This window comes from Paenibacillus sp. FSL R7-0302 (assembly GCF_038006885.1).
Lineage (GTDB): Bacteria > Bacillota > Bacilli > Paenibacillales > Paenibacillaceae > Paenibacillus_AQ.
In genome coordinates, this window is sequence record NZ_JBBOWB010000001.1 from 1380099 (window position 1) to 1392329 (window position 12231).

General features: G+C 51.2%; 7 protein-coding genes and 1 pseudogene. 7 read left to right on the forward strand and 1 reads right to left on the reverse strand.

Translation table 11 applies throughout. The annotated features are described in order from the left end of the window. Positions 1-48: 48 nt before the first annotated feature. From MKY96_RS05900 to MKY96_RS05930, 7 genes and pseudogenes are all read left to right on the forward strand, one after another. A pseudogene (locus tag MKY96_RS05900) lies at positions 49-489 on the forward strand (collagen-like protein); the annotation flags it as partial. A gap of 1667 nt (positions 490-2156) precedes the next feature. Beyond that, positions 2157-3038 carry a glucose-1-phosphate thymidylyltransferase RfbA gene (gene rfbA, locus MKY96_RS05905; protein ID WP_340939141.1) on the forward strand — a complete coding sequence of 294 codons (882 nt, stop codon included), beginning with the start codon at positions 2157-2159 and terminating at the stop codon, positions 3036-3038. Between the two features lie 43 nt (positions 3039-3081). Beyond that, on the forward strand, positions 3082-4851 hold the full coding sequence (locus MKY96_RS05910; RefSeq protein ID WP_340939142.1) for a thiamine pyrophosphate-binding protein: 1770 nt from the start codon (positions 3082-3084) through the stop codon (positions 4849-4851). A 53-nt stretch (positions 4852-4904) separates the two neighbouring features. Next, on the forward strand, positions 4905-5813 hold the full coding sequence (locus MKY96_RS05915) for a hypothetical protein (protein ID WP_340939143.1): 909 nt from the start codon (positions 4905-4907) through the stop codon (positions 5811-5813). Positions 5814-5936: 123 nt separating this feature from the next. After that, the gene (locus MKY96_RS05920) at positions 5937-7409 is read left to right on the forward strand and encodes a glycosyltransferase (protein WP_340939145.1); all 1473 of its coding nucleotides are present in this window, start codon (positions 5937-5939) and stop codon (positions 7407-7409) included. Further along, the gene (locus tag MKY96_RS05925) at positions 7406-8350 is read left to right on the forward strand and encodes an NAD-dependent epimerase/dehydratase family protein (protein WP_340939146.1); all 945 of its coding nucleotides are present in this window, start codon (positions 7406-7408) and stop codon (positions 8348-8350) included. The genes MKY96_RS05920 and MKY96_RS05925 overlap by 4 nt, the downstream gene beginning before the upstream one ends. Positions 8351-8522: 172 nt before the next feature. Beyond that, the gene (locus MKY96_RS05930) at positions 8523-9941 is read left to right on the forward strand and encodes an amino acid permease (RefSeq protein ID WP_340939148.1); all 1419 of its coding nucleotides are present in this window, start codon (positions 8523-8525) and stop codon (positions 9939-9941) included. Positions 9942-10000: 59 nt separating this feature from the next. Here the strand turns inward: MKY96_RS05930 and MKY96_RS05935 are convergent, their stop codons facing one another. Beyond that, positions 10001-12202 (reverse strand): pyocin knob domain-containing protein, encoded by a 2202-nt coding sequence (locus MKY96_RS05935; protein WP_340939151.1) that lies wholly within the window; start codon positions 12200-12202, stop codon positions 10001-10003. Between the last annotated feature and the right edge of the window lie 29 nt (positions 12203-12231).

Sequence of the window (12231 nt, forward strand, 5' to 3'; positions counted from 1 at the left end):
ATAACAGCCAGAGTGGTAAGCTACATCAATATCAAGCCCGATCCATTGATAGGTAGAGCTGTAGCCGTTATCGCTACGGTGGAATCGGCGAGAGCGGATTCAGGCATTACTGGCCCGACCGGCCCGACCGGGCCAACGGGGAACACAGGCTATCCGGGCTTTGACGGCGATGGAGGTCCGAATGGCCCGACTGGCCCGACCGGCTACGGAGCGACAGGACTTACCGGAGATGCAGGGGAGACGGGAGCAACGGCAAGCATCACCGGCGGAGTCGCCTTCGGGCCGACCGGCCCAACAGGACCTACTGGTCAGACAGGATTCGGGCCGACCGGAGCAACCGGTCCGGGATTGACAGGAGCAACCGGTGACAGCGTTAAGGGAGCGACGGGTGACCCGGGTGCCGAAGGGGCACGGGGAGCCATGGGAATGACGGGCATTAGCGGGAAAGGCCCCGACGGCCCGCCAGGACCCACTGGTCCAACGGGTATAACAGGAGCAGTGTTGCCTCCGGCCCTGTACCAATACACCACAGATCCGATTGTGTTGACAGCTACTCCTCAGACCGTTCTCCAATTGGCATCTCTGCAAACAGAGGCTGAACAGAATGTAGTATTGTCGGGGAATCTCCGTTTCACTTATCTGCCCCTTGCGGTTGCGGTCAGAATTCCGGTGACTATCGAAATACTCTATAATGGTACAGCCATTAAGTGGTATGACTTACGGTCCATTGTGCAAGGCTATGGCAGCGGCCAGCCTAATCCTAACGAGAGGGCCAGTGTAGAGTATCCGTTCAGCTTCACCCATGCCCCTGAGCCTGGAAATGGAGTGTATTCAGTACAAGTTGCGATAAACTTTGCTGTACCAAGCAATTTTTCTCTGACGGCTGAGAGTCGGTATTTGTTGGCTGAGGTAGTGGGAGGGGAGACACCATATCCTCAAGATGAAAATGTTTATTTCCTCGCTGCAGGCGGGGTTCAGACGCTCAACGCTCTGGTAGGTCAAGTACAATCGGTCCCGATGGACCCCAATATCCAATCTCCCTTGACGGCCGCCTATGCCGCTACACATGGCAGTGATATTTACTATGCGGTGAAGGATAGACTGTACCGGTTCAATACGAATGCACAAACCGTGGACTGGGGAGTCGATTTGAATCCCGGCATGGTCGCTACCGACTTGCTGCTGACGCCTGACGAGAGATATCTCTTCATCTCGGATGAAGCAAGTCCCCAGGTTCAGATCTACGATCTTGTGAACAGGAAGACGGTCCGAACCTTGACTAATTTTGGATCCAACGTTCTCTTCTCCGCTGCTTCTCCTGATAGCCGTTATGTTTTCTTCTGTGTCTACACAAACCAGGTTGCTTATATACCTACGGTCTATGCCTATGAGATTGCAACAGGTTCAATTACCGGGATGTTCGCATATGCGCAGGAGTTATCGGGTGGGCCGCCTTCCTTCTCCAACCCGCTGGGTGTTACACCTGTTAATATGGAGGTTTGGTTTACTCCCAATAGATATGGTTACTATTTTACCTGGTCGCCGCTTAGTTTTTTCATTGAACAATCTATTAACGGCAATGCTGCTGTAACTTCGGGTGTACTTCATTTGGAGAACGGTGATTCTTATGTAATGGGTACCGGATTAGAATCAACCTTAGAGACAGGAATCACCCGTTTTCGAAATAAGGAAGATGTGGGCACTTACCCAGGTCCGGAAGGCCAATTTGCTATGGTGCTCTCACCAGATGAGCAGTGGATCTGTATCCAGGGAACTAGTGAGTTAAGGTTGTTCTCGACCACAGAGTTAACTTCACGGACCGTTCCAATGACAGACTATACTCACCAGGGCGGAATCAACTTCACGAGGGACAGCCGTTTCGTTGTCGTAATCGGAACCCAGCATATATACAGCGTAGACGTGGATGATCTGACCGTCCGGACCTTCGATCTTCCACCTGAAGCTAATAATCAGCCGCTAGCCTATACGCTCTCCAGCGGAGCCTATAAGACACAGAGCAAATAAGAGGGGAATTCTGTAGTGCACAAGCAATACCCGAAGAACAACTCCCGCAGCTTCAGGAAACGGAGAGTTGTTCTTCACTTTATACCAAGTGGACAAAGACAAAAGCCATTAAGAGCAGGAGCGTGGACAGAGTGAAGGGAATTATTCTTGCGGGCGGCTCGGGAACGAGGCTGCATCCGCTGACGAAGTCGATCTCGAAGCAGATTCTGCCGGTATATGACAAGCCAATGATCTATTATCCGCTGTCCGTCCTTATGCTGGCGGGCATTCGGGATATTCTGCTGATCTCCACCGGTCGGGATATCCGGCTGTTCCAGGATTTGCTGGGCAGTGGTGAACAATTGGGGATATCACTTCAATATGCGGTTCAGGAGCAGCCGCGCGGACTCGCGGAGGCGTTTCTGATCGGGGAAGAATTCATCGGCACGGATCAGGTATGCATGATTCTAGGCGACAATATTTTCTATGGGCAGAGCTTCGGCTCTATTCTGGAAAAGGCCGTCCTACGGCAAGAAGGCGCCACGATCTTCGGCTGCCGGGTGCAAGATCCGTCAGCCTACGGTGTTGTCGAATTCGACAGTTCGGGCAAAGCGGTTACGCTGGAGGAGAAGCCTCTGTATCCCCGCTCGCATTATGCAGTGCCGGGATTGTACTTCTACGATAACCAGGTAATTGAGATCGCCAGGCATATCAAGCCCTCCTGGCGCGGTGAAATCGAGATTACGGATGTTAACTTGGAATATCTCAGGAGAGAGCAATTAAACGTGGAACGCTTAGGACGGGGAATGGCCTGGCTGGACACCGGAACGCCCGAATCGCTCCTAGAGGCGGCCAATCTGGTCGAGACTGTCCAGAAGCGGCAGGGGCTGTACGTAGCCTGTATAGAAGAAATTGCTTTCAACAAGGGGTATATCACCAGAGAGCAGCTTCTGGAGCTGGCCCGGCCGCTGCACAAGCTGGCGTATGGACAATACTTATCAAGCATAGCCGAAGAATCCCTTACTGCGAACTGAGGTATATCTGATTCAAGACCATTAATGTAAGGAGTGAGTGTGCTTGAAGGTATCTGATTATGTAATAGATTATCTTAAGCAACAAGGCATATCGCATGTCTTTGAATTTATAGGCGGAGCCATTGTCCATCTACTTGATTCCGTTTCGGTTAGAAATGATATCGAATGTGTTTCGGTTCGCCATGAACAAGCAGGTGCTTTTGCGGCTGAAGCTTATGCCAGGATGAACGGGAAGCTCGGTGTGGTTATGGCCACAAGTGGACCGGGGGCATTGAATTTGCTTACCGGAATAGGCAGTTGTTACTTCGATTCAGTTCCTTGTTTGTTTATCACGGGACAAGTGAACACTTACGAATATAAATTTGAGCGGCAAGTAAGACAAATAGGGTTTCAAGAAACCGATATTGTCAGCGTAGCGAAGCCGTTGACTAAATATGCTGTCATGGTTACAGAGCCGGATCAGATCAGGTATGAGCTGGAGAAGGCAATAGTTCTGACTCAGCATGGCCGGCCAGGGCCAGTCTTATTAGACATTCCGATGAATCTTCAACGGGCACAGGTTGAGCCTGAGACTCTGAATAGCTTCTACAATAGCAAAGAGTACAAAGCGCTTATGAAAGATTCAGGGGACGTAAGCGATTCTGTCATTGAAGATGTTATTAAGATGCTAGGTGCAGCCAAGAGACCGCTGATCTTAGCGGGCGGTGGTGTAAGAGCCGGTAATTCTGCAGCAGCACTGTCCCGATTCATTGGCAAGACAGGAATACCCATAGTTACATCATTAATGGGGCTTGATGTGATCTCGCATGATCATCCGCTGTATACAGGTCTGATAGGATCCTATGGTAACCGGTACAGCAATCTGATTCTTGCTAATTGTGACCTGTTGCTCATCTTCGGTTCAAGACTCGACAGCAGGCAGACCGGAACCAGACCGGATACCTTTGGGCGTGGGGCCCAAATGATCCACGTGGATATTGATCATAATGAGCTTAACAGCAAGGTTGCAGCAACACTTGCCATCAAGTCTGATCTGAAGGTATTCCTGGAACGGATGGATTCTGCACTAACCGGGTATCACCCGCCGGATATCACTGAGTGGTTAGCATATATTGCCGGTCTCAAAGGGCAATATCCTACGTATTCTTTCACTCCGAGTGCCAATGAAATTGAACCTAACCGCTTCATGGGGCTATTGTCCTCCAGATCTGCGAAGTTCAAGGCAATCTGCCTGGATGTGGGACAGCATCAGATGTGGGCATCGCAGTCATTCTTATTGTCCGGGAACCAAAGACTACTCAATTCCGGCGGGATGGGGGCGATGGGATTCGCCTTGCCGGCAGCCATCGGAGCTTGCTTAGCAACAGGGGACGAGACTCTCGTCATTGCGGGAGACGGTGGCTTTCAATTGAACATACAGGAATTAGATACGGTTGTCCGGCTGCATCTGCCCATTAAAATAGTGGTTATGAATAATAGCTCTCTGGGAATGGTGAGGCAGTTCCAGAATTTGTATTTTGAGGGCAGGAAACAGTCTACAGTAAATCCTAATCCTTCATTTATCGATATTGTTAAAGCTTATACCATTCCGGCCTTTCAAATGAATAACACGGATGATATTCATCAGCTTGAACAGTTCTTAAGTACTAAGGGACCGGCATTTATTGAGGTTAAGGTGGACAGAACAACCGACGTCTATCCCAAGCTGGTTGTAAATAGGCCTATTGAGGATATGTATCCGTATCTGGACAGGGACGAATTGAAAAGAATCATGCTAATCGATCTCGTGGTAGAGATGGATGATCCTGATTGAAGAGGTAAGCGAATAATTTAATTATTATGCAATCCAAAAATAGAGGTGAATAGATGAAATATTTCCAGAACCATGTGCAAGGGATGGAGGGACTCTGCAATCAGCTGATGGCTCTTTACAGGGCAGTATCGGAAGCATTCCTGTGCATTGAACGGGGAGAATCCGCCTGTATTATCCTTGCCGATGGTCAAACACGCAACTTTATTAATCTGACCGATGAGCCTTTTTTTTCACCTTTGTCTATTGATGCTTTCATAGAGGTAGATCAATTCCAGTCAGTCCTGGCCTCCCGAAGCGTGTCACTCCTTAGACTGAGAGATGCAGAATCATTGTCTGAACATGCGGTTAGATGCTCCCGTTTTCCTATCAGCACCTTGACTCCAGAGGAGGCCCATAACACGGGGATCTGGATAGCTGCTTCACTTCCTTTTGCCGCCAAGCCGTTGGAATTAGCCCACACGATCATCGGCTCTATGTCCCATTACCCCAAATGGGCTGCTATGCAATTACGTATCGAAGGAGATATATTGTATGGCCAAGAGGCCATGAACATAAGTCTTGATAATTACGCACAGCAGTATGTGCATCTGGCAGCCGGCCACTTGGCTCAGTTCCCTGCAATGTCGGCAGTATATATAGCAACCGGTGTGAAGGAAGAGGTTCTCAGAAGGGCTTCCAAAGAGCTGACGGAAAGATTCCCAGATACGGTTCTGCTTAGTAAAAAAGAAATTCTGCGGCGATCTTCGGGACTTTGGGAGGAATTTCAAGCCCTGTCTCTGGAAGAGCAGGCGTTGGTGGATTGGCTGGTCTGCCTGAATGCTCCTCACTTTCTGGGTCCGCACGGGAACTCCTTTTCGTACCTGGCCGGATACATGCGTCACTACCGTGGATTAGAGCCAGACACTACATTATTATGGCCGGAGTACCAGCCTTACTGGGATTTATGGTTTCCCAGAGTGTGAACAGAAGCTGTAACCAATTGTTTTTTATGTATAAAAAAGTCGTGCGTGAATATTAATCAAAAGAGGTGTTAGGCGTTTTTTGGGAAGCAGAGGCGTAGTTTGAAATTGAAAGGGGTTAATATAATGGATGTACCGAACCCTGAACAAGGGAGCTATTTCAGTTTTGGATCACAATCGGTATTGGCGGAGAATGGTTATGTATCCAATCCCTCCTGTGTTTCTATAGGCAACCATGTAAATGTGCAGGCGGGTTATCACTGGAGGATCAAGGGAGCGGATTCAGGCAATGCTCCTAGTTTGACAATTAAGGACGGTTGCAGTATTGGAGCAGGTTTTCATGTTAACAGTAACCATAAAGTCCACATAGGCCGGAATGTGCAGATTGAACCTTATGTCATTATATCAGACCGGACGGTTAGACCGGGTTTTCCAAGTTGGGTAAGCACTTCAGAAGAGATGAATAGCCCGGAAACGCTGGAGGTGGGGGATGGATGTGTCCTTCGCGCACATAGCGTAATTGCCGGAAATGTAAATATTGGAAAATTCAGTATTGTTGAGCTTAATAGTGTAGTTGTTGAGGATGTTCCAAGCTTCTGCACGGTCTCCGGCAATCCCGCTGTCGTTACCAAAGTGTTCATTCCTGAAACACTCGAATGGGTTATCGTGCACGGTGAGGAAGAAACAAAAGCTGCACTTGAACGCCGCCGGGAGCATCCCCTGTTGTCGATAGTCATTCCGACCTATAATCGTGCTCATCATCTGAACAATAATCTTCAATCCATTTATAGTCAAATTTGTGATGAGGACCTGGTGGAAGTGGTAGTCACGGATAATCACTCGCAGGATACTACACAGGAGGTCGGTGAGTCATATACCAAGTTATTCTCCAGCTTTCGTTATAGCCGGAATGAACAGAACATAGGGTTCGATCTCAATATGGCTCATGTCTCCTCACTGGCGAGAGGGAGCTTTATTAAATTGAATGGAGACGATGATTACTGGCTTGATGGGGCGCTGATTGATTTCATAGGGATTGTGCTCAACAACCTTGATTGTGCGCTGTTTCATACGAATCAGTTGAATACGGATGGGCAAGTAGTTACCATGGAGGGCAGTGATCTATTCCTGACACATACAAGTAATGATGCGGTGCACATGACCATGAATACGATGAAACGCTCACTTTGGAGTCAGATTGAGGATACAACGAAGTATGCTTCCACGGGGATCATTCATATGTATTGGCTATATGATATTCTTGCTTTGGACCCTAAGTTTTGTATAATAAACCAAAAAATATATTATTTTGCAGGGGTTGCGCCAGAGGGATATAACGTAGGTAGAATGGTAATTAAGAGTGCGCTGGATGTGTTTCTGCATTATGAAGGCCGGACTCTGAAAAGTGAGACGATTCGTGAGGAGAAGAAGAAGCGTGTGTACGGGGTGATTATTCCATTGTACGATATTATTGTGAGATATGGATACTCAAGTGACATCTCGAATTATGAAGATTATTATACAGAATACTACGCAAATGAAGATTACTATGAAGATGGGCTGATGAAGCTGCGGGAAATCTCGGCGAGGCGGCTGTGAAGAGTCCCACACCAAATAAGATTGCTATACTGGGAGCCACTGGGCACATTGCGAGGAACCTGATTCTCGGTCTAGCTGCTTCACAGGAGTATGAGCTGTATTTATTCTCACGGTTCAGAGACAGAATGGCCCTTTTCCTGGAGGAAAAGCAGCTTCAGAAACATGCCCGGCTCTGTGAGTACAGTCAATTCGAACTTACGGCGGACTATGATGTGATTATCAATGGGGTGGGGATCGGAGATCCGCGTGACCTCATTCAGCATCCGTTCAAGGTCTTTGAGATTACCGAGCATTACGACAAGCTGATTCTGGAATATCTGCATGAGAATCCGGCTGCCATATATATCAATCTAAGCAGCGGGGCGGTATACGGGTCTGACTTCGACCAGCCTGCTACAGACGGGAAGTGGCTCAAGCTTGATCCCAACCATCTATCCGCTCAGGAATTTTACGGGATCACCAAGCTGAACATGGAGGCCAAGCACAGAAGTCTGGGCCAGTACCGCATTGTGGATCTACGGATATTTGGTTTTTTTAGCGAGTTTATTGATCTGGATTCACGGTATTTGCTGACAGATATCATTGATCACCTTAGAAAGGGAGAGATTCTGCACACCTCATCGGACAACATCGTTAGAGACTATGTGCACCCCTGGGATTTGGTCCAGCTCATCAAGCTGTGTATGAAGGAAGATGTACGGAATAATGTATATGATGTATTTTCACTAAAGCCTGCGGCGAAGTTTGAGATTCTGGATTACTTCGCAGGTTCCTACGGGCTTAAGTATGAAATACAAGATAATCCTTCCTATAACTCCATAACCGGCTCTAAGACTAACTATTATTCTCTTAACCACAGAGCCACCCAAATAGGCTACCTGCCCCGTTACACGTCGCTCCAGAGCATAAAGAACGGTTATGATCAATTGATACGCGTATAAGCGCCTTTTTGTTGAAGCAGCCTGTCACTGAATCTTTCTAAGCTGAATATCATGAGGACAGGCGTAATCAAACGCCATTCTAAGAGAAAATAAAATTCATGAATCCGCACGGACCGGGAATTCTACAATTGGAGTGAAAGCCCCAATTCTGAAGACGATAAGGATGGAATTCATGAAGCAAGCTTCCGGTAAGACTGCATCCGGCAAGACTACAGAAGAAAAGAAGTTAAAATGGTGGCAACTGAGTCTGCTCGGCATTGCGGGGACAATCGGAACCGGTTATTTCCTCGGTTCGGGTCTGGCGATTTCGATCGGTGGCCCGACGGTGCTGCTGGTCTACCTGTTAGCTGCTGCGGGAACTTATGTTGTATTCGATGCCCTGGCCCGGATGACGGCGGAGCAGCCTGAACAAGGCTCCTTCCGCTCCTATGCGAAGCAAGCCTTCGGGAATTGGGCCGGCTTCGGCAGCGGCTGGCTGTACTGGTTCTCGGAGCTGCTGATTATGGGCAGCCAGCTCACCGCATTATCCATTTTCTCGCGCTTCTGGTTCCCAGCCGTACCCATGTGGGTGTTCGCGGCCGGGGTCGCGGCGGTTGGCCTGGGGATTGTATTCTTCGGCAATAAGGGCTTCGACCGGGTGGAGAATCTGCTGGCCGTCATCAAGGTGGCGGCCATTCTGATGTTCCTGGCGCTGGCGGCGGCGCTGCTGGCAGGCTGGATTGGCGGCGGCAAGTACACCCCGAAGCTGCCGCAGGGCTATAAGGGGTTCTTTCCTGCGGGAGGTATCGGGCTTTGGTCTGCGTTTATTTTTGCCTTTTATGCCTATGGGGGCATTGAGGTGCTGGGGATTATGTCTTACAGGCTCAAGAATCCGGAGGATGCCCCGAAGGCAGGGAAGGTGATGCTGGTGGGACTGGCGTCCGTGTATATCCTGTCTATTGGACTTGCGGTGATTATGGTGCCGCTAAGCGCTTTTAACCCGAAGGAAAGTCCCTTCATGCTGGCCTTGCGCAGCGAACATCTGGCCTTCGTGCCGCATCTGTTCAATGGCGTGCTGATCATTGCCGGCTTCTCTACTATGACTGCCTCGCTGTACGCAATCACCTCAATGATGCTTACGCTGGCCCAGGAGGGGGATGCGCCCAGGGTGTTCTCGAAGAAATGGAAGGAGAAGTACCCGTTCTTCGCGCTGTGTCTGATTGCCGCCGGTCTGACCGGAGCCATTATGATGTCCTTGTGGCTGCCGGGGAAGGTGTATGAATACATCACTACCGCAGCCGGACTGATGATTCTCTATAACTGGGCCTTCATTCTGCTCTCCTCGGGCAAGCTGCTGAAGCCAAGTACGCTGGGCGCAGTGAAGCGCTGGAGCGGGCTGATACTGATTCTGGTGGCGGTCACCGGAACCTTGTTCTATAAGCTGAGCCGCCCGGGCTTCTACATCAGCCTGCTGATTGTAGTGCTGATTGCGCTGTGGGACTGGATCGTTCAGCATGTCCGCAGCAAGCATGCAGCCGTACCCTATCATTCACTGCATGGGGGTCCAGGAATTCGGATTAAGGGCATTCGGCTGCGGAAGAACAAGATCTAATGGAATAAAAGCAGCGATTCTCCGGTTTGGGAGAATCGCTGCCTTGTTTATAGCTAATTTTAAATTAAAGTAATGATGGTCACTTCGCATCTGTTTGGGGTAGTAATAATTACAGGAGTACCTAACATATTTTGGACCTGCATGGTAGTATTTACTCCTCCGATAAGATCAATAATCGCATTTGCAGTGTGATTGACATTTGAGGCGTTAGTGGATAAAGATAATGTTCCCGAAACAAAATTCGTTGGGGGATCAGGGAAAGTACCAATGGAAAGTTGGTATCTGTTATCAGGAGTGCCTCCTACAGAATATATGACTAGATAAGAGTGCCCAGCGGTTAAATTAATGGTTCCAGTTGGTGTAAGTGTTACTGTGTCGCTTGTTCCATTAAGAGTATCAAACGGCACCGGACCTTGAGGCTCGGCAGTCAGACCGGTAACCGATATAGTAGCATACACAGCGTTAAGAGGTTCACCTGAGACACCTGTCACCCCAGTGGGTCCGGTGGTGCCTGTGGGCCCGGTAGTACCAGTGGGTCCGGTGACGCCGGCGGGTCCGGTGACACCAGTGGGTCCGGTGGTGCCTGTTGGCCCGGTAGTACCAGTGGGTCCGGTGACGCCTGTTGGCCCGGTGACGCCTGTCGGCCCGGTGGTGCCTGTGGGCCCGGTGACACCGGTGGGTCCGGTGACGCCAGTGGGTCCAGTGGTGCCTGTCGGCCCGGTGACACCCGTCGGTCCGGTGACACCGGTGGGTCCGGTAACGCCGGTAGGTCCAGTGACGCCAGTGGGTCCGGTGGTTCCCGTCGGCCCGGTGACCCCGGTGGGTCCGGTGACGCCGGTGGGTCCGGTGGTTCCCGTCGGCCCGGTGACGCCGGTGGGTCCAGTGACGCCGGTGGGTCCGGTGGTTCCCGTCGGCCCGGTGACGCCGGTGGGTCCAGTGACGCCGGTGGGTCCGGTGACCCCGGTGGGCCCAGTGACGCCAGTGGGTCCGGTGGTACCAGTGGGCCCGGTGACACCAGTGGGCCCGGTGACGCCAGTGGGTCCGGTGGTTCCCGTCGGCCCGGTGACACCAGTGGGTCCGGTGACGCCAGTGGGTCCGGTGGTTCCCGTCGGCCCGGTGACGCCGGTGGGTCCGGTGACGCCAGTAGGTCCGGTGACGCCGGTGGGCCCGGTGGTGCCGGTAGGCCCGGTGACGCCGGTGGGCCCCGTGACGCCAGTGGGTCCGGTGGTTCCCGACGGCCCGGTGGTGCCGGTGGGCCCCGTGACGCCAGTGGGCCCCGTGACGCCCGACGGCCCAGTTACCCCTGTATTTCCTGTGACGCCGGTGGGCCCGGTAACGCCGGTCGGTCCGGTGACGCCGGTGGGTCCGGTAACGCCAGTAGCTCCGGTAGCCCCCGTGGTTCCGGTGACGCCCGTCGGCCCTGTAACACCCGTGGGTCCAGTGAATCCTGTGGGCCCGGTGGTGCCGGTTGGCCCGGTGATGCCCGAGGGACCGGTTAACCCTGTAGGCCCGGTGGTGCCGGTTGGCCCGGTGACGCCCGACGGCCCTGTTGGACCAGTAATGCTGTCACCAGTAGCACCCTGGGGGCCAGTGGAGCCGCGTTGCCCAATCTCTTGCCAGTCTGTCCAGTGCTCTCCGTCATCCTGACTGCTACGGTAATAGAGGACAGGATTAGAGATATAGAGCTGCTGAATATACTCTCCAACCTTGGAGACGTACAAGGTCCAGACTGCGGGGTGAGCTACAAGCGGCGGACCGTGACGAGGATCTCCTCCATTGGGATTATCGGAGCTGTAGACACCGGCTTCGGTGAATGAGTCTAGATCAGAATCAGACGTTTCCTCGCTTAAAGGCAGAGCGCCTATGTCCTCGGCATCAATTACAACGGCTCCGATCTGGGTGTTGACACTGGTGACGGCTCCTGGAAGTCCAGTAGCTCCAGTCGGTCCAGTCGGTCCTGTTATCGTTGGAATACCAGAGGCGGTCTGTAATTTCGAGTCCAGCATCATTTCCTGGCGGATGATGGTATTCAGCATGTCTTGAGTACTGTTATTCACCTCCAGCACCTGTGCCAGTGTGGCATTCGGACCGCTTATTCCTGGCAGTGTGCCTAGAGCAAACTGAATCTTCTCCCCTTCCGCATTAATAATGTGGGCCAAACCGAGTTCTTCCATAGCGATCGAAGAGAACAACATGTTAACGACATTATCTCTTGTTAATGTGATCGTTGGAGAGATATTGGGAATATTGGGTGTAGACAAAGTGAAACCCTCCTTCATGATTTGATGAT

Bases quoted from the DNA above. Each gene is read 5' to 3' on its own strand.
- MKY96_RS05915 (WP_340939143.1), top strand. From the start codon at position 4,905: ATGAAATATTTCCAGAACCATGTGCAAGGGATGGAGGGACTCTGCAAT.
- MKY96_RS05920 (WP_340939145.1), top strand. From the start codon at position 5,937: ATGGATGTACCGAACCCTGAACAAGGGAGCTATTTCAGTTTTGGATCA.
- MKY96_RS05930 (WP_340939148.1), top strand. From the start codon at position 8,523: ATGAAGCAAGCTTCCGGTAAGACTGCATCCGGCAAGACTACAGAAGAA.